The following is a 17,206-nucleotide window of genomic DNA, read 5'->3' as shown; positions in this document are numbered from 1 at the left end:
CGGGCTTACGGGAAGGGCATTTCGCAATCTTCGCGCGATCGCTTTCGAGCATAACAGGCACCACTCATGACAGGAAAGGAGACCCGCGCGGCCCGAGCGGCACCTGAAGCGGGGAGCCTGCGGAGACAACAACGATTCGTTGCCGTCCCGTCGGAGACGATGAACGGGATCGTCTCAGCGATACCCGGCGGCCTGCAATTCGAACAACTCGGCGTAGCGGCCGCCCGCCGCCTGCAGCTCCGCGTGGGTGCCCGATTCGAGCACGCGGCCGCCCTCCAGCACGAGGATGCGGTCGGCCATCCGCACCGTGGAGAAGCGGTGCGAGATGAGCAGGGCCGTGCGGCCCCGGCCGAGGTCGCGAAAGCGGCGGAACACCTCGAACTCGGCCCGCGCGTCGAGGGCCGCCGTCGGCTCGTCGAGGACCAGGATCTCGGCCTCGCGCATGTAGGCGCGACTCAAGGCGATCTTCTGCCACTGCCCGCCGGAGAGATCGACGCCCTCGGCGAACAGCTTGCCGAGCGGCTGGTCGTAGGCGAGGGGGAGACGCGCGATGACGGCATCGGCCAAACCCCGCTCGGCCGAGCGCACGATGCGGTCCGCGTCCTCCGCCGCCCCGATGCGCCCGACGGCGACATTCTGCCCCGCCGTGAGGTTGAAGCGCACGAAATCCTGGAAGATCACGCCGATCCGGGCGCGCAGGGCGTCGAGGTCGTAATCGCCAAGCGGTCGGCCATCGAGGAGGACGCGGCCTTCCGTGGGGTCGTACAGGCGGGTGAGGAGCTTGACGAGGGTGGTCTTGCCGGCCCCGTTCTCGCCGACGAGGGCGAGGACTTCCCCGGCGCGCAGATGGAAGCTGAGGCCGCGCACGGCCCAGATGTCGGTGCCGGGATAGCGAAAGCCGACATCCTCGAACACGATGCCGTGGGCCATGGGGCTCGGGAACGGCACCGGGTTCGGGGACGAGCGGATCGTGGGCACCAGGGCGAAGAACGCGAAGAGGTCGTCGAGGTACTGCGCCCCGGAGGCGATCTGCGACAACCCCTGGAGCAAGCCTTCGATGAGGCCGCGCAGGCGCTGGAACGACCCGGCGAGGAACGCGAGATCGCCGATGGAGAACTGCCCGGCCGCCGTGCGCCAGACCAGGGTGGCGTAGGCGACGTAGTAGGCGAGACTCCCCAGGGCCGCGAAGCCCCCGCCCCAGGCGGCGCGGCGCAGGGCGAGGTCGCGGTTGTCGGCGATGAGCTTCTCGCCCAGCACCGCGTAACGGCCCGCGATGTAATCCTCGAGGCCGAACAGCTTCACCTCCTTGGCCGATTCGACCCCGGCGCCGAGGCCGCGCAGGTAATCGATCTGGCGCCGCTCCGGCGTGCGCCTCCAGGCGAGGCGGTAGCCCTGGCGGTTGAAGTAGCTCTCGTTGAGGAAGGCCGGCACCAGGGCGAGGGCCACGAGGAGGATGAGCCAGGGCGCGTAGGCGGCGAGCCCGATGGCGAAGGCGACGAGGGTGACGAGGTCCTGGCCCTGTCCGAACAGCTGAAATAGCAGGTTCGAGCGACCGGTGACCTGCCGGCGCGCCCGCTCCAGGCGGTCCTGGCCCGCCGCATCCTCGAACTGCGCGAGGTCGAGGCTGGCGGCGTGGCGCATGAGCCGCAGGCTCGCCGCGTTGGCGTAGCGATCGGCCACCAGCCCGTCGACGAGGTTGCTCGCCCGGCCGAGGAGATCGGCCAGCACCGCGAGGGCGAATTCGAGGAGCACGAGGCCGGCGAGGTGCCGCAGGGCCGGATCGGTGAGCCACGCGTCGAGGCCGAGGCCGGCGCCATGCGGGCGGCCATGCTCGGCCACCACGGCGTCGAGGATGAGCTTGGCGACGTAGAGCATCAGCACCGGCAGGCTGGCGCGGGCGAGGCGCAGGCCGAAGCTCACCGGCAGGAGGCGCGGGCTCGCGGCGTAGACGAGGCGGGCCAGGGCCGGAAGATGGCGCAGGGCTCCGAACCGCTCGGCGAGGGAGCCGGCGGGGGCGGAGGTGGAGGTGGGATCGGGACGAGGGTCTGGCATCGCGGCGGACCATGGCGGCGGCAGTCCCCGTCGTCGAGCCCGGCGGGTGGTGCGGGGCTGTCGCGGCGGGGGGCGGGATCGCCTTCGGGGCCATCGCGTCCCGGGGAACGAGCCGCTTATCGACAGGAGAATCGAGGGCTCCGTCGTCGTATCGAGACGTTGGTTCCAGACCCATGATAAGCAACGGTGTATAGTTCCGCCGACGAGGCCGCCCACGAATGCTCAGCGGTTCAGCTTTCCTGCGGGTCGCGCTCCTTTTCATCGTGGCGGCGGGGCTTACGAGCCTGATTCAATTCTACTGGCTGCCCCGGTCCGCCGAGTCTGAGCCGGTCGCCGTGGTCGGCGAGCCGGCGCGCCCCGTGCGCCGGGTCGATCTCGCCCCGGTTCCGGCCCCGCCGCCCGCCCCGCCGAAACCTCCGGCCGAGGTGCCGCCCGCGCCCCTGGCGCAGACCCCGGCCGTACCGGCCCCGGCCCCGGCGCCGCAGGTTTCCGCCGCGCCGATTCCGGAGCCACCGTCTCCCCCGCCCGTGGCCGCGCCGCGAGAGACCGCGCCGCCGCCCGCCCCGGAGGATGCGGCGGACGCCGCCGCCGACAATGCCGGGCCCCGTGCCATGGCCATCGTCGATCTCAACACCGCCAGCGTCGCCGACCTCAACCGCCTCAAGGGGGGCGGGATGATCGGGCGCTCCATCGTCCAGAAGCGTCCCTACGCGTCCGTCGATCAATTGCTGTCGAAGCGGGTCCTGAACCGGGCGACCTACGAGCGGATCAAGGATCAGGTCACGGTGCGTTGAGGCGGGCGAGGGCGGGGCTGGTGGGGGCCTCCGCCATTCGCGGCCGCGTCGCCATCGCCCGGGCGTCTAACCCATTGGTTTGGTGCGTTCTCTCGCGCCGAGCCGGCCACCGCTTCGGCACGGATCGCTCTAGCGCCCGGCGTCCAGGGTGCCTACAGTGAAGCGCGGCGACGCCAGCCGTATCGAAGCCCAGGACCGACCATGTTTGCGCAAGCCGGTGGCGTGACCTTCCGCGAGGATCTCGGCGTCGAAGAGACCACCGAGACCGACAATATCGTCCGCTGGGACGGCGACAAACTCTACGTCGAGCACGACATTTATCACAACGGTCAGCTCGTCCACCGCAAGTACCGCAAGAACGTCTCGGAGCCCGTGGCCCGAGCCCTGCAAGCGATCATCAAACGCGCGCAGCAATAGCCTCGCGGATCCTCGCGTGGGGCCGGCCGGGGGATCGAATCCGCGCCCGGCCTTCGAATGTGTCTGAGGCTCCAGCCTTCGGCCCCGCCTGGGGGCAGCGCCGCGATCCTGAAGGGACCCGCGGCGCCGCCGGGCGGGAGGCTTACTTGCGGAGAATCTTGGTCACGAGCCGGCCGATGGGGCTGCTCGATTCGTAGTTGCGCTCGTCGCGCACCACGGGGCGGTCCTCGTTGCCGAGGATCTTGGTGACGAGGCGTCCGATCAAACTCATGGCTGTCTCCTGGTGTGGGGCACCGACAAGAACGGCGCAGCTTCACCAATCAACACGCGGGCGCCGATCCCTGTTCCGTCGCGCCTGGCCGACGGAGCGCGGGTTTCGAGGCCGAGCCGGTGCGCGGGCGCCTGGAAGGGCTTCGCCGCGCGGGATGGATGCGTCTCCCGCGCGGGTGTTGGGTTCATCCGGTGCCGGCTCAAGCGGCCTGACGCCGGGGGACGAGGGGGACGGGCAGCTCGATGTCGACGCCGAGGGTCGAGACGTCCTTGCCGCGGTCCAGGCGGATCTGCACCCGGTCCTGTTCCACCACCACGTGCTTGGCGATGACCGCAAGAATTTCCTCGCGCAGGACCATGACCAGATCGGAGCCGCCGGCATTCCCGCGCTCATGCGCGAGGATGAGCTGCAGGCGGTCACGGGCCACCGGCGCGGACCCGCGCCGGTTGAACATCTTACGCAGACTCATGCCGCCCTCCGGGTGAACAGTTTGTTGAGCAGGGATTTCTTGTCCGAAGGGACCGCCATCGGCACCGTGTCGCCCTTGAGGCGGCGGACCGCGTCGATGTAGGCGCGCGACGGGGCGCAGAGCGGATTGTTGAGGGTGACGGGGCAGCCGACGTTGGAGGCGCGCAGCACTTCCATGCTCTCGGGGATGATGGCGAGCAGCGGGATCGACAGGATCTCGAGCACGTCGTCGATCTTGAGCATGTCGCCGCGGTCGGCCCGGGCGGGGTCGTAGCGGGTGAGGATGAGGTGCTTCTCCATGGTCTCGCCGCGCTCTGCCTTGACGGTCTTCGAGTCGAGCAGGCCGATGATCCGGTCGGAATCGCGCACCGAGGACACCTCGGGGTTGGTCACCACCACGGCGAGATCGGCGTGGCGCATGGCGAGCGTCGCGCCGCGCTCGATGCCGGCGGGCGAATCGCAGATCACCCAGTCGAACTTTTCGCGGAGTTCCTCCATGACGCGGGCCACGCCCTCGTCCGTGAGCGCGTCCTTGTCGCGGGTCTGCGAGGCGGGCAGCAGGGAGAGGTTCTCCAGGCGCTTGTCGCGGATGAGGGCCTGGTTGAGCTTGGCGTCGCCGTTGACCACGTTGATGAGGTCGTAGACCACGCGGCGCTCGGCGCCCATCACGAGGTCGAGGTTGCGCAGGCCGACATCGAAATCGACCACCGCCACGCTTTGGCCCGCCTGCGCGAGCGCCGCACCGAGGGCCGCCGTCGTCGTCGTCTTGCCGACGCCGCCCTTGCCTGATGTCACGACCAGAATCTTGGCCATACGAGTGGTTTCCCTCAATCCAAGGATGCGAATTTGATGGCGCCGCCATCGAGCCAGATCTGCACGGCTTGGCCGCGCAAGTGGGTGCCCATGTCCTCGGCCGTGCGGACGAGGCGGTCGATGCCGAGGAGTTCGGGCTCGAACTTGCGGCAGCAGATGCGGGCGCGGGGGTTGCGGGCGGCGCCGGCGATGGCGCGCCCCCGCAGGGCGCCGTAGACGTGGATGGACCCGCCGGCGAGGATCTCGGCCCCCGAGGAGACCGAGCCCATCACGGTGACGTCGCCGGTGGGGTGGACGATGGACTGACCCGACCGCACCGACCCCTCGATGGTGAGGGACGTGGTGGCGGGCTCAGGCGGCGTCGGCGGCTCCGCCGGCACGGTGGGGATCTCGATGGTCGAGACCGGGCGTCCCGCGCTGAGCCAGGGCGGGCGCCCCGGACCGACGAGGGGAAGTTCCGAACCCTCGATGCCGAGGATGCGAATGCGGCGGCTGCCGAGGTCGGACAGCAGGGTGTCGAGGCCGTGGGCGTCCGGCGCCAGCGCCGCGACGTCGAGGATCAGGGCGCGCCCGTCGAACAGCGTCGGCGAGCGCTTCAGGGCCTCGTCCAGATCGGCGAACCAATCGGGAAGCGGCGTCTCCGGGGCCAGGACGAGGGCCTTGAAGGCCCGGCCACGGAGTTCGACGGATCGGCGGGGAGTGGGGGCGCTGGTCACGGCGTCTCGCGATTCCTTACCAGACCATTGATGCCCGGTATGGTTACCGCTTGGTTAACGGCCCGTGGTCAAAGGACGAAAGTTCGCTCCCATCCTGGGATTCCATGATCCCGCGCGTGCCCGCCGGGGGCCTTTTCCCCGAAGGTCCGGAGCGCAGCGGAGGGTGATCGGGAACCGGCACGATCATCAGGGCGCCTGTCACGCGGACGCCGCGCTTCCCCCCGTCCGGGGGGGGCTGTTCGCGTACCGCGCAAAACGCCCGCCCCTGGACGGTTCTCGTCTCGAGGGCCGATGGCGCGGCGGATGCTTCGGGAGAACCCTTACTCCAGCGCCGCGACCTTGATGGCGTCGCCTTCCAGACGGACCTGAGCCGGCAGGCCGCGCTGGACCGGGCCGAGATCGTCGGCCGTGCGGTAGAGCCCGTCGATGGCGATGAGTTCGGGCTCGAATTTGCGGCAGGTGATGCGGGCCTCCGGATTGCCCGCCGCCCCCGCGATGGCCCGGCCCCGCAGGGCGCCGTAGACGTGGAGCGAGCCCCCGGCGATCACCTCGGCGCCCGATGCCACCGAGCCCATGACGGTGATGTCGCCGTCGAGATGCAGTACCGTCTGTCCCGAGCGCACGGGGGCGTCGAGGATGAGGGAGCGAGCCGGCGCCGGCGCCTGACTCACGGATACCCGTGCCTCGGGGGCCTCCTCCGGGGCCGCGACCTCCTCCACGGGCCGTCCCCCCGCCAGCGGCGGCGGCAGGCCGTCGCCGAGCAGGCCGGGGCCGGCGCCCTCGATGCCCATCACGGTGACGCTGCGGTCCGACAGTTCCGCCACGAGGGCGCGCAGGCCCTCGCGGTCGAGGGCGGCCCCCGAGATCTCCAGGATGACCGGGCGGCCGACGAAGAAGGCGGGCGAGCGCTTGGCCAGGGCATCGAGTTCGGCGAGCCAATCGGACACCGGCGGCACGGGGGCCAGGACCAGGGCCATGAACGAGCGACCGCGAAAGCGGATCGGTGGGCGGGCGGGGCTTGCGGTCACGGCGGCGATCTTCCGACAGGCGTGGGGCGGGCGGTGCGCCCGGGATCTTGACCCCATGTTAACCCGGAGCGGGGCCGGGCGTGGACACCCAATCGGTCCGTCAACACGATTTGATGCGGGGAAGGCGTCTGCCGGTATGACGCCGTCTCGACGGGAGGTTTCGGCAGGGCCACCATGGCAAGCCGAAGCAACCTTGGAATTGTTCCATAACATAGCGATTGCCCGCCGAAGACGCCGTTCGCTATAGGGAGCCCCTGTAGTTTCGCGGCGGTGCGACGTCTGTCCTCGAAGACACGTCCGCCCGGCCGTACCCCCCGAGAAGGTGCCGCCGATGCCGGACGAAGCCGCCCTGCGAACCGCCGATCCGGGCTGGCGCCTGCGCGCCGCCGTGGCCGGGCGGGTGGCGCTGGCGGCCTTCGGCGGCTACGGCGTCGCCGCCCTCGCGACGGCGTTCCTCTCCCTCGTCCTGCCCATGGCCCGCTCCGAGGCCGTGGCGACGGCGACACTCCTCAGCTTCGCCATCCTGGTCGGGGCGGTGATCTGGGTGTTTTCCGCCCGCACCCTCGCGCGGGCCGCCCTCGGCCTCGCCGTGCCGGGGGGGCTGCTGGCCCTCGGCCTGTGGCTGGCCCTCACCCTCGTCGAGACGGTGCCTGCCGCATGAGACAGGGATTTCGCCAATCCATGGCGTGGCTGCACACCTGGGCCGGTCTCGTGACCGGCTGGGTGATGTTCTGTGTGTTCGTCACCGGCACGGCGACCTACTATCGAAGCGACATCTCCCTCTGGATGCGACCGGAAGTCCGGGCCGCCGCCGTGGAGCCGGGTGTCGCGGCTGAGCGGGGGGCGGCCTACCTCAAGGTCCACGCCCCCAAAGCCGTGGCGTGGTTCGTGTCGCTGCCGCAGGAGGAGCGGCCCCTCCTCGACGTGTACTGGTTCGACAGCTTCGACACGCCGATCAAGCAGGCGACCCTCGACGCCGGGACCGGCCAACTCAGCACGGCGCGAGCGACGCAGGGCGGGGATTTCCTCTACCGCTTCCATTTTGAACTGCAGATGATGCCGCTGGTCGGCCGCTGGATCGTCGGGGCGAGCGCCCTGATCCTCCTCGTCGCCCTGGTTTCCGGCATCGTCACCCACCGGCGGATCTTCTCGGATTTCTTCACCTTCCGGCGGGACAAGTCGGCCCAGCGCGGCTGGCTCGACGCCCACAACGTCACGGGCGTGCTCGCCCTGCCGTTCCACCTCATGATCACCTACACGGGCATCGTCACCCTCGCCTTCACGCTCATGCCGTGGGGCATCGCCTCGGCGTATCGGGGCGACGAACTGCGCCTGTTCGTGGAATCCGGCCAGAGCCCGGCCTGGCGCGCCGCCGCCGGGCGCCCCGCCGAGGGCCTGCCCCTGGCCCCCCTGGTGGCGCGGGCGCAAGGAGAGGTGTCCGAACCCCTCGAAATGGTCATCGTCAACAATCCGGGTGACGCCGCCGCCACGGTGGTGGCGGTGTTCGAGGAACCGAAGGGCCTCGCCCATCGGCATCCGCAGGTGGTGTTCGACGCGACCTCAGGCGACGTGATCACCCGCCTCGGGACGCTCAAGCCCGCCGCCCACGTGTTCACGAGCTTCCTCGGCCTGCACGAGGCGCATTTCGCCGGCCCGGCCCTGAGGGTGCTGTTCTTCCTGTGCGGAGTCATGGGTTCGGCCACCATCGCCACCGGCCTCGTCCTGTGGGCGGTGGCGCGGGCGCCGAAGGCCGGCGCGGCGCCGGGCTTCGGCCTGCGCCTCGTACGCGGCCTCAACCTCGGCACCATCCTCGGCCTGCCCATCGGCATCGCGGCGTTCTTCCTCGCCAACCGGCTGCTGCCGGTGGAGTTGGACGCCCGCGCCACCTGGGAGGGTGGGGTCTTCTTCGGGGCCTGGGGCGTCGCCGCTCTCGTGAGCCTCGCCCGGCCCCACGCCCGGACCTGGCGCGAGATGGGGATGGCTGCCGCCCTCCTGTTCCTCGCCGTCCCCGTCGTCGGCGCCCTCACCACGGATCGCGGCCTCGATTTCCTCGGCTTCGACGCCGCCATGGTCGCCATCGGCCTCCTCCTCGCCTGGGGCGCCCGCAAGGTGTCGCGCTATCGCGGTCCCGCCCGCGCCCGCGCGGCGGTCCCGGACGCCCTGGCGCGTGCATGAATCTGGCCCCGAGCATGACCCCGTCCTCCGTTCTCCTCACCCTCGCCCTCAGCTTCGCCGGGCTCAGCGCCCTGTGCCTCGCCATGGATCGCCACCACCGCGCGATCTTCCTCGGAAGTCCGTCGCGGCGGCGGGCGCGGGCCCTGCGGGTGGCCGGCTGGTGCGGCATCGGGGCCGCCTTCGCCGCCGCCGTGATCACGGCGGACTGGAATTTCGGGCCGGTGCAATGGTTCGGCTCGCTCACGGGGGCGGCCCTCCTCGTCGTCGGCCTCGTGTCGTATCGGCCGCGCTGGGTCCGTCCGGCGGCCCTCGTGGCCCTGCCGGTGGCCGCCGTCGCGGCTTTCCTCGCCTGACCGGTTTTCCGCACCCTTCACGGGCGAGAGACGCACCCTAACTGTACCGGCGAAACGCCCGCCGGGGCCGGTGCCCCGTCGGGGAACGGCCCTGCCGCGCGGTGCCGCGACCCTCGCCGATATCCGGACCGTGACCCTGCCTCTCCTCGCCCCGATCCGCCGCGTCGCCGCCCGCCGGGCCCTCGCGAAATCCCTTCTCACGACTGGATGCGTCGTTGGATCCCTGGCGGCCCCCGCGGCGGCGCAAGGCCCCGATCCCGGTTGCTATTCCACCGCCGGCGGCGCCCTCGAAATCTGCCGGGGCGGCGAGGCCGAAGGTGTCCTGTTCGTGCCGCGCCCCTGCGAATCGGCCGCGAACGTCCAGATTCTGCGCCCCGCCGAGGGCGGTGGCCGGCTTCAGGCGATCTATCAGGCCGAGACGCCCCAGCGGACCCGCCGGGGCGAAGCGTGCGCCCCGCGCCGGGCCGAGAGCCCCCTCGACGGCGGCGCCGTGCGCTCCGGATCCATGCCCGAGCAACTCGCCACCACCCTCCCGCCGACGGAGGCCCGGTTGTGGGAGCTCGCCCGCGTCGCCGAGCACCGGGGTCGGCGGAGCCGGAGCCGCCGCGTGCGTGAACCGGAGGCACCCGAGGCGGTGCAGGAGGGCATCGCCGCCCGCCATCCCATGGTGGTCGCCGGTCGCGACTGGAGCGGCGACGTCTACAGCTACGTCTTCCTCCTCACCACGGTGCCGACCCCGAGCGGCAACCGCCACGCCCTGATGCAGGCCCGCACCGCCGATTTCGAGCGGTTCGACATCCGCAGTACGGATGACGACGGCGCCCTGTGGGTGCCGTTCAACCCCGAAGGCGGCGGGCGCCGCCGGTCGCGCCGCGCGAGCAACCCCGCCCCGAGTCCCGTCCTCGACGAGACCGGGGCCGCCATCGTGGGCAACTGCCCGGGGACGGGCTTCGACCGCAACGACCTCGTCGGCTCCATCAGCGTGGTCGATCAAGTCTACCACTACTTCTACACGGACGTGCTGCCGTCCGATTGCGCCAAGCCCGCCGCCGAGCGCCGCCTCGGCCTCTACCTGCGCACGGGCAAGGACCCGGCTGCCGACCGGCCGTGGTCGTCGGCCCGCCTCGTCGCCGAGCCCCTGCCGGGCGAGGCCCTGGTGCGCGTCGCGAAAGCCAAGGGCATGGACCGCTGGGTGGTGGCCTACAGCTGCAACCGCCCGTCCAACACCATGGACGGCCCGGTGGCCGATCTCTGCGTCCAGTACACCCCGGACCTCGCCCTCGGCTCCATCGCGGGCCTGAAATGGTACGCCGACCCCATGGCGATCATGCGCTCGCCGAATTATCTCGGCCTGCGCTCGGGCGGCGACGGCACCGGCCGCTTCAGCCGCGCCCAGCATTTCTGGATGACCGACCGCTACGGCAACCTCGCGACCCCGACGAACTATCCGGGCAAGGCCGGGTTCGTCACGTGGCTCGACCGCCGCGCCCCGGGCTTTTCCGGCCAGACGGAATCCTCCGTGTTCGGCCGCCCGATCTATTGGGGCACGTGGTCGGTGCGGCCGGTGGAGGCGCGCTGAGGGCGCTTCTCGCCGCCGGTCGTGCGTCGGGCGGGCGACCGCCATGCCCAGGTGCCGGGGCGGGGGGCCTTGCCGGATCGGCCCGCACCTTCTATTGCGACGCGATAGCTCGATCCCGTGACCCGGCGCTGCCGGCCGCAACGCCGCGGCCTGTCGCGTGACGGGCTCGTCTCGCTTCCGGATACCCTATGAAGCTTCGCAACATCGCCATCATCGCCCACGTCGATCACGGCAAGACCACGCTCGTCGACAAGCTGCTGTCGCAGTCGGGTTCGTTCCGCGAGAATCAGCGCGTCGAAGAGCGCGCCATGGATTCGAACGACCTCGAAAAGGAGCGCGGCATCACGATCCTGGCCAAGGCGACCTCGGTCGTCTGGAAGGACACCCGCGTCAACATCGTCGATACCCCCGGCCACGCCGATTTCGGCGGCGAGGTCGAGCGCATCCTGTCGATGGTCGACGGCGTGATCGTGCTCGTCGATGCCGCCGAAGGCCCGATGCCCCAGACCAAGTTCGTGGTCGGCAAGGCCCTCAAGATCGGCCTGCGCCCCATCGTGGCGATCAACAAGGTCGACCGTCCCGACGCCCGCATCACGGAAGTCGTCAACGAGGTGTTCGACCTGTTCGCGGCGCTGGACGCCACCGACGAGCAGCTCGACTTCCCGATCCTGTACGGCTCGGGCCGCGCCGGCTGGATGGCGACGTCGCCGGACGGCGACCAGGCCGAGGGCCTCGCACCCCTGTTCGACCTCGTGCTGGAGCACGTGCCCCAGGCCAAGGTCGAGGAGGGCCCGTTCCGGATGCTCGGCACCCTGCTCGAGGCCAACCCGTTCCTCGGCCGCATCATCACGGGCCGCATCGCCTCCGGTACGGTGAAGCCGAACCAGTCGATCAAGGTCATGGACCGCGAGGGCAAGGTCGTGGAGACCGGCCGCGTCTCGAAGATCCTGGCCTTCCGCGGCCTGGAGCGCGCCCCCATCGACGTGGGTGAGGCCGGCGACATCGTGTCCATCGCGGGCCTCGTGAAGGGCACCGTGGCCGACACCTTCTGCGACCCGCAGGTGGACACCCCGATCCAGGCCCAGCCCATCGATCCGCCCACCGTCACCATGTCGTTCATCGTCAACGACTCGCCCCTCGCCGGCACCGAGGGCGACAAGGTCACGAGCCGCATGATCCGCGACCGCCTGTTCAAGGAGGCCGAGGGCAACGTCACGCTCAAGATCGAGGAAGCGGCCGACAAGGATTCGTTCTTCGTCTCGGGCCGCGGCGAACTCCAGCTCGCCATCCTCATCGAGACCATGCGCCGCGAAGGCTTCGAGATCGCCGTGTCGCGTCCCCGCGTGGTGCTGTCGAAGGACGAGGACGGCAACACCCTCGAGCCCGTCGAGGAAGTGGTGGTGGACGTCGACGAGGAATACTCGGGCGTCGTCGTGCAGAAGATGTCCGAGCGCAAGGCCGAGATGATCGAGATGAAGCCGTCGGGCGGTTCGCGCCTGCGCCTCGTCTTCCATGCGCCGACCCGTGGCCTCATCGGCTATCAGGGTGAGCTCATGACCGACACCCGCGGCACCGCGATCATGAACCGCCTGTTCAAGGCCTACGAGCCCTACAAGGGCGAGATGCCCGGCCGCCGCAACGGCGTGCTGATCTCCAACGACAAGGGCGAGGCCGTGGCCTACGCCATGTGGAACCTGGAGGATCGCGGCCCGATGATGATCGAGCCCGGCGCCAAGGTGTATCAGGGCATGATCATCGGCGAGCACAACCGCGAGAACGACCTCGAGGTGAACGTGCTCAAGGGCAAGAAGCTCACCAACATCCGCACCACCTCGAAGGACGAGGCCGTGCGCCTCACCCCGCCGATCCGCATGACCCTGGAGCGTTCGCTCGCCTGGATTCAGGACGACGAGCTCATGGAAGTCACGCCGAAGTCGATCCGCCTGCGCAAGACCTATCTTGATCCGAACGAGCGCAAGCGCTTCGAGCGTTCGGGCGGGGTCGCGTAAGGCGACCCACCGTTGACGTGATGGAGGCCGGGCATTCGCCCGGCCTTTTTCGTTTGGAGGTCCAGGCGGACTCCTGCCGGACTGGTGTCGTGCCCGGAGCCTAGTCCGCCGAAGCGGACGCCGGTTCGGCGAAGGAACGCTCTCGTGCTATGACGCAATCACTTCGTTCCTGCGCCAGAGCACGAGGCTTTTGTTTTTGCATCAAGTTTCCCAGACACGGCTGAAGCCTCCGTCTGGATCGATGCACTAGAATTTCTGTTTCCTGTCCTGAAGGTCGCGCTGCCCGTTGATGCGATAGCCGGCGACGCATTGTTTGATGAACGGGGCTCTCAACTGCTGTCGCATGCCGATCTGTTCGGCGCGCCGTTCGCATTTCACCGTCCACGCCGAGCGCGTCCCGGCTGCCGCCTCCGCTCCGAAGGGGGATAGACTGCCGAAACACACGAGGAGGGTGAGGAGTATCGGTCGACGCCAGCGCACGCCCTCGAGCGTCGCCTTTGCGTCGTCCGTGCCGCCGCTTCCGATGATCGAGCCCATTCTCAAACCGGAACGCCGAAACGTTGGCCGAACAGGTAGAGCCCGAAGAAGACGGTCGTGATCAGGAGACCCAGGAAGGCGATGATATACAGGAGATGTCTCGACTTCTTCTTTTGCTCGGTGCCGTAATGAGGCTTGGCCGCAGAATCCATGACGTGCTGACTCATGCTTGTGACGGGGGCAGCCGTCGCCGGGTTCGCGCCGCATGACGCCACGGTGCTCGGCCGGGATGGCTGCTTTCACCGAGGGCGTTGGGGCAGTTCGCCCGAAGCGCCGTCCGCGAAATCGCAGGGCTCGGACAATCAAGAAAAACGTAAGGTGATCGTTCCGAGTGTTCGCGTCACTTAAAGGTGTTGGATTAAAGAGCCTTCGACAACGTTCGGTCCGCGCTGTTGCTCAAGGCGAACAACCGGGCGATCCCGCACAGCACGGCATGGGTGGTCCATGAACCTTTGCTTTGATCCTGACCAAGCGACGCCGAGGGAGAACGAACCTTCTCCACCCTCGGCCCTGGGGCGCGGGCGACAAGACTCGGCGTCACCCCTCCTTTGCCCGCTCCCGTAGTAGATATTTCTGCACCTTGCCCGTGGCGGTCTTGGGCAGCTCCCCAAAGACGATGTGGCGCGGGAGCTTGTAACCGGCCAGCCGCTCGCGGCACCACGCGACCAGGGCGTCGGCCTCGAGCGTCGCGCCGGGTTTGAGTTCGACGAAGGCCATGGGGGTCTCGCCCCATTTCTCATCCGGCCGGGCCACCACGGCGGCGGAGGCGACCGCCGGATGGCGGAACAGGGCGTCTTCCACCTCGATGGACGAGATGTTCTCGCCGCCCGAGATGATGATGTCCTTGGAGCGGTCTTTCAGCTGGATGTAGCCGTCGGGGTGCTTCACCCCGAGGTCGCCGGAGCGGAACCAGCCGCCCTTGAACGCGGCCTGCGTGGCCGTGGGATTCTTGAGGTAGCCGCGCATCACCACGTTGCCGCGAAACATCGCCTCGCCGAGCGTGGTGCCGTCGGCCGGCACCGACTCACCCGTCTCGGGATCGCGGATGTCGAAGCCCTCCAGCACGGGGTAGCGCACCCCCTGGCGCGCCATCTTCTCGGCCCGCGCATCGGCGTCGAGGGCGTCCCAGTCGCGATGCCAGGCGTTCACCACTGCCGGGCCGTAGGTCTCGGTGAGGCCGTAGAGATGCGTGACGTCGAACCCGGATTCTCCCATGGCGGCCAGCACCGCCTGGGGCGGGGGCGCGGCGGCCGTCAGGAAGGCGACCCGGTGGGGGAGGGGGCGGCGCTCGGCGTCGCTCGCCCCGAGCAGCAGCTGCATCACGATGGGGGCGCCGCAGAGGTGGGTGACGCCGTGCTCGGCGATGGATTCGTAGAGCGCCCCGGCCCGGACCTGCCGCAGGCAGACATGGGTGCCGGCCACCACCGACAGGGTCCAGGGGAAGCACCAGCCGTTGCAGTGGAACATCGGCAGGGTCCAGAGATAGACCGGATGCTGCCCGAGGCCGCCCGTGATGACGTTGCCGAGCGACAGCAGGGCGGCGCCGCGATGGTGATAGACCACGCCCTTCGGGTCGCCCGTGGTGCCCGAGGTGTAGTTGAGGGAGATGGCGTCCCACTCGTCCGCCGGCATCACCCAATCCGCCGCCGGATCGCCCTTGGCGAGCAAAGCCTCGTAACCGAGGCTGCCGAGGGTTTCGCCCGCGCCGGTGAAGACCGGATCGTCGACATCGATCACCAGGGGTTTGACGCCCGCCTGCGCCAGGGCGGGGGCGACCACTTTCGAGAACTCCCGGTCGGTGATGAGCACCTTGGCCTCGCCGTGGTCGAGGCAGAAGGCGAGGCCGGCGGCGTCGAGGCGGGTGTTGAGGGTGTTGAGCACGGCGCCGGTCATGGGCACGCCGTAATGGCACTCGATCATCTCAGGGGTGTTGGCCAGCATCACCGCCACGGTGTCGCCCCGGCCGAGGCCGCGCGCCGTGAGGGCCGCCGCGAGGCGCCGGCTGCGGGCGTAGAGGTCGGCGTAGCTCCGCCGCAGGGCGCCGTGGATCACCGCGACGTGGTCGGGAAACACCCGTGCGGCCCGGTCGAGGTAGCTGAGCGGCGTCAGCGGCTGGTAATTGGCCGGATTGCGGTCGAGGTCGCGGTCGTAGATCGACGGCCGGGGGGCATTCATGGCGTGTCTCCCTTTTCGGGGCAACAGTACCGATCCGCCTCCGTCCGACAATGTCCGAACGGGTTTCCAAAGGGATCATCCCTTTGGCGGGTGTCGGGCAGAGCCCGACGAAGAGCCCAAGGCTTGGCCCTGGACCCACGAAGGGCTCGCCCTTCGAACCCGGACTTCAGGTTCAGCCGCCGCCGGGATCGGTCTCGCCGTCGGGCTTGTTGCCGCCCGAGGGGCCGAGGCCGGGCTTGCCGTCGGTCTTCTCGTTGGGGTCCTTCACGGCGTCGGGGGCGGTGTTGGCGGGTTTCTTCTCCGCGGGCTTGGCGTCGTGGTCGTCGGCCATGGGCGTCCTCCGTTGATCGCTCTCAACGCGCCGCCGTGAAACCGGTGCCCGGCGGATCGGCTTCCGCGAGGCGCAGGATCGTGGCGCGCAGCCAGCGATGGGCCGGGTCGTCGTCGTAGGAGGCGTGCCACAGGAGGGAGACCGACACCTCTTCGAGGTCGACGGGGGCCGGGCTGACGCTCAGCCCCAGCGCCCCGGCGAAGAAGGTGGCGAGACGCGCGTGCATGGTGGTGAGGACGGGTGCGCTGCGCACGAGGAACGGCACGGCGAGGAAGCGCGGCGTCGTCACCGCCAGGGTCCGGTGCAAGCCGAGCTTGGCGAGGGCATCGTCCACCACCCCGTGCGCCGTCTCCTTCAGGCTGGTGAGGACGTGGGGGAAGCGCAGGTAGTCTTCGAGCGAGATCGGCGGCGTGACGCCCACGAGGCTGGCGTTGAACATGCAGAGGTAGTTGTCGCGGTAGAGCAGCCGGCGCTTGTGGTGGGTCTGCCCCTCCGTGAAGAAACCGATGCCGAGATCGACCCGGTCGGCATCCAGTTCCTGCAGGATGCGGATGCGGTCGATGGAGCGCAGGAGCAGGCTGATGCCCGGCGCCTCCGCCCGCAGGTAGGCGAGGAGCTTCGGCCCGAGGAGCACTTCCGTGCTGTCGGGCAGGCCGAGGGTGAAGGTGCGGGTCACCGTGCGCGGATCGAAGGTCTCGTCGCGCCGCACCAGGGACTGCACCTGCCGCAGGAGGGTGCGGACGGGTTCGGCCAGCGCCAGGGCACGGGGCGTCGGCCGCATGCCCTCCGGTGCGCGGGTCAGGAGTTCGTCGCCGAACAGGATCCGCAGGCGGGCCAACGACGAACTCATGGCCGATTGACCGATGCCGACCCGCGCCGCCGCGCGGGTGACGCTGCGTTCGCTCAAGAGGGCGTCGAGGGCCACGAGGCCGTTGAGGTCGATCCGGCTGAGATCGATATGATCAATAGTCATTATCGATTCGTTCTGTTTGATCCATGCTGCGACGCAGCGCATATCGGGTTCACCGCAAGGGCACCCCCGCCCTTCGCACACAGAGTGAGACCCGACACCATGACGTTCCGTTCCTTCACGCTCGCCGCCGCCGCTCTCGCGGCCCTCACGGGAGCCGCCTCGGCCGAGACCATCCGCCCCCTCGACGGCGGCAGCGTCAGCCTCGGCGACCTCTCCGGAATCGCCTATTACACGCCCGAGCCCAAGGGCTACCGGGTCGTCGTGACTCTGGCCCGCACGGAGGCCTCCCGCGCCGTCCGCTTCGAGGCGGTCCTCGCGTCCGGCCAGAGCGTGATCCTCTCGACCCCGCAAGAACTCGGCGCGGCGGCCGAGGCCGTCGAGATCAGCCGCACCGGGGACACCGTCGCGGTGTCCCGGGCACGTCCGGCCCCGACCCGCGCGGCGGCGGCCCTGAACTGATGGCGATCCTCGCCCTCCCGGCCGACGAGGTCGGGAGGGTTCTGTTTGCGTGACAG

General features: G+C 69.7%; 19 protein-coding genes. 8 read left to right on the top strand and 11 right to left on the bottom strand.

Annotated elements, in window-relative coordinates; genetic code table 11:
* Positions 1-174 precede the first annotated feature (174 nt).
* Entirely contained in the window at positions 175-2,052 is a 1,878-nt protein-coding gene (locus tag BM249_RS07450; protein WP_091970463.1) for an ABC transporter ATP-binding protein, read from the bottom strand.
* Between the two features lie 218 nt (positions 2,053-2,270).
* Between BM249_RS07450 and BM249_RS07445 the strand changes: the two genes are divergently transcribed.
* Together BM249_RS07445 and BM249_RS07440 are read left to right on the top strand one after the other, a co-directional pair.
* A complete protein-coding gene (locus tag BM249_RS07445; RefSeq protein ID WP_091970462.1) occupies positions 2,271-2,846 on the top strand; it encodes a helix-hairpin-helix domain-containing protein in 576 nt (191 codons plus the stop codon).
* Positions 2,847-3,047: 201 nt separating this feature from the next.
* Entirely contained in the window at positions 3,048-3,263 is a 216-nt protein-coding gene (locus tag BM249_RS07440; RefSeq protein WP_091970460.1) for a hypothetical protein, read from the top strand.
* A gap of 142 nt (positions 3,264-3,405) precedes the next feature.
* Here BM249_RS07440 and BM249_RS07435 read toward each other — a convergent pair whose 3' ends face one another.
* The 5 genes from BM249_RS07435 to minC (BM249_RS07415) all read right to left on the bottom strand — a co-directional run bounded on the left by BM249_RS07435 (position 3,406) and on the right by minC (BM249_RS07415) (position 6,508).
* Positions 3,406-3,534, bottom strand: coding sequence for a TFIIS helical bundle-like domain containing protein (locus BM249_RS07435; RefSeq protein WP_091970458.1), 129 nt, complete (start codon positions 3,532-3,534; stop codon positions 3,406-3,408).
* A gap of 199 nt (positions 3,535-3,733) precedes the next feature.
* Positions 3,734-4,003 carry a cell division topological specificity factor MinE gene (gene minE / locus BM249_RS07430; RefSeq protein ID WP_091970456.1) on the bottom strand — a complete coding sequence of 90 codons (270 nt, stop codon included), beginning with the start codon at positions 4,001-4,003 and terminating at the stop codon, positions 3,734-3,736.
* Positions 4,000-4,815 (bottom strand): septum site-determining protein MinD, encoded by an 816-nt coding sequence (gene minD, locus BM249_RS07425; RefSeq protein ID WP_091970454.1) that lies wholly within the window; start codon positions 4,813-4,815, stop codon positions 4,000-4,002. The genes minE and minD overlap by 4 nt, the downstream gene beginning before the upstream one ends.
* 14 nt (positions 4,816-4,829) lie before the next feature.
* Positions 4,830-5,531 carry a septum site-determining protein MinC gene (gene minC, locus BM249_RS07420; protein WP_091970452.1) on the bottom strand — a complete coding sequence of 234 codons (702 nt, stop codon included), beginning with the start codon at positions 5,529-5,531 and terminating at the stop codon, positions 4,830-4,832.
* A 320-nt stretch (positions 5,532-5,851) separates the two neighbouring features.
* Positions 5,852-6,508, bottom strand: a complete 657-nt coding sequence (gene minC / locus BM249_RS07415) for a septum site-determining protein MinC (RefSeq protein WP_244528638.1) — start codon at positions 6,506-6,508, stop codon at positions 5,852-5,854.
* Positions 6,509-6,890: 382 nt separating this feature from the next.
* On the opposite strand from minC (BM249_RS07415), the gene BM249_RS07410 reads away from it, so the two are divergent.
* From BM249_RS07410 to typA, 5 genes are all read left to right on the top strand, one after another.
* Positions 6,891-7,220, top strand: coding sequence for an iron transporter (locus BM249_RS07410; RefSeq protein ID WP_091970448.1), 330 nt, complete (start codon positions 6,891-6,893; stop codon positions 7,218-7,220).
* The gene (locus BM249_RS07405; RefSeq protein WP_091970446.1) at positions 7,217-8,734 is read left to right on the top strand and encodes a PepSY-associated TM helix domain-containing protein; all 1,518 of its coding nucleotides are present in this window, start codon (positions 7,217-7,219) and stop codon (positions 8,732-8,734) included. Before BM249_RS07410 ends, BM249_RS07405 begins: the two co-directional genes overlap by 4 nt.
* Before the next feature lie 14 nt (positions 8,735-8,748).
* On the top strand, positions 8,749-9,087 hold the full coding sequence (locus tag BM249_RS07400) for a DUF3325 domain-containing protein (RefSeq protein WP_091970535.1): 339 nt from the start codon (positions 8,749-8,751) through the stop codon (positions 9,085-9,087).
* 70 nt (positions 9,088-9,157) lie between these two features.
* Complete coding sequence (locus tag BM249_RS07395; RefSeq protein WP_244528633.1) at positions 9,158-10,666, top strand: hypothetical protein; 1,509 nt, start codon at positions 9,158-9,160, stop codon at positions 10,664-10,666.
* Between the two features lie 188 nt (positions 10,667-10,854).
* Positions 10,855-12,675, top strand: a complete 1,821-nt coding sequence (gene typA, locus BM249_RS07390; RefSeq protein WP_091970444.1) for a translational GTPase TypA — start codon at positions 10,855-10,857, stop codon at positions 12,673-12,675.
* Positions 12,676-12,921: 246 nt separating this feature from the next.
* On the opposite strand, the gene BM249_RS07385 is transcribed toward typA, so the two are convergent.
* The 5 genes from BM249_RS07385 to BM249_RS07375 form a co-directional block, all read right to left on the bottom strand.
* Positions 12,922-13,212 (bottom strand): hypothetical protein, encoded by a 291-nt coding sequence (locus tag BM249_RS07385; RefSeq protein WP_091970441.1) that lies wholly within the window; start codon positions 13,210-13,212, stop codon positions 12,922-12,924.
* A gap of 2 nt (positions 13,213-13,214) precedes the next feature.
* Positions 13,215-13,379, bottom strand: coding sequence for a hypothetical protein (locus tag BM249_RS21590; RefSeq protein WP_177232352.1), 165 nt, complete (start codon positions 13,377-13,379; stop codon positions 13,215-13,217).
* A gap of 370 nt (positions 13,380-13,749) precedes the next feature.
* Positions 13,750-15,387 (bottom strand): acyl-CoA synthetase, encoded by a 1,638-nt coding sequence (locus BM249_RS07380; protein WP_091970440.1) that lies wholly within the window; start codon positions 15,385-15,387, stop codon positions 13,750-13,752.
* 172 nt (positions 15,388-15,559) lie between these two features.
* Complete coding sequence (locus BM249_RS21585; protein ID WP_177232351.1) at positions 15,560-15,718, bottom strand: hypothetical protein; 159 nt, start codon at positions 15,716-15,718, stop codon at positions 15,560-15,562.
* A gap of 22 nt (positions 15,719-15,740) precedes the next feature.
* Positions 15,741-16,691 carry a LysR family transcriptional regulator gene (locus BM249_RS07375; RefSeq protein WP_091970438.1) on the bottom strand — a complete coding sequence of 317 codons (951 nt, stop codon included), beginning with the start codon at positions 16,689-16,691 and terminating at the stop codon, positions 15,741-15,743.
* Between the two features lie 99 nt (positions 16,692-16,790).
* Between BM249_RS07375 and BM249_RS07370 the strand changes: the two genes are divergently transcribed.
* The gene (locus tag BM249_RS07370) at positions 16,791-17,150 is read left to right on the top strand and encodes a hypothetical protein (RefSeq protein WP_091970436.1); all 360 of its coding nucleotides are present in this window, start codon (positions 16,791-16,793) and stop codon (positions 17,148-17,150) included.
* The last annotated feature ends 56 nt before the right edge of the window (positions 17,151-17,206 follow it).

The organism is Methylobacterium gossipiicola, from assembly GCF_900113485.1.
GTDB lineage: Bacteria > Pseudomonadota > Alphaproteobacteria > Rhizobiales > Beijerinckiaceae > Methylobacterium > Methylobacterium gossipiicola.
This window is presented reverse-complemented; position numbering and strand designations above follow the sequence as displayed.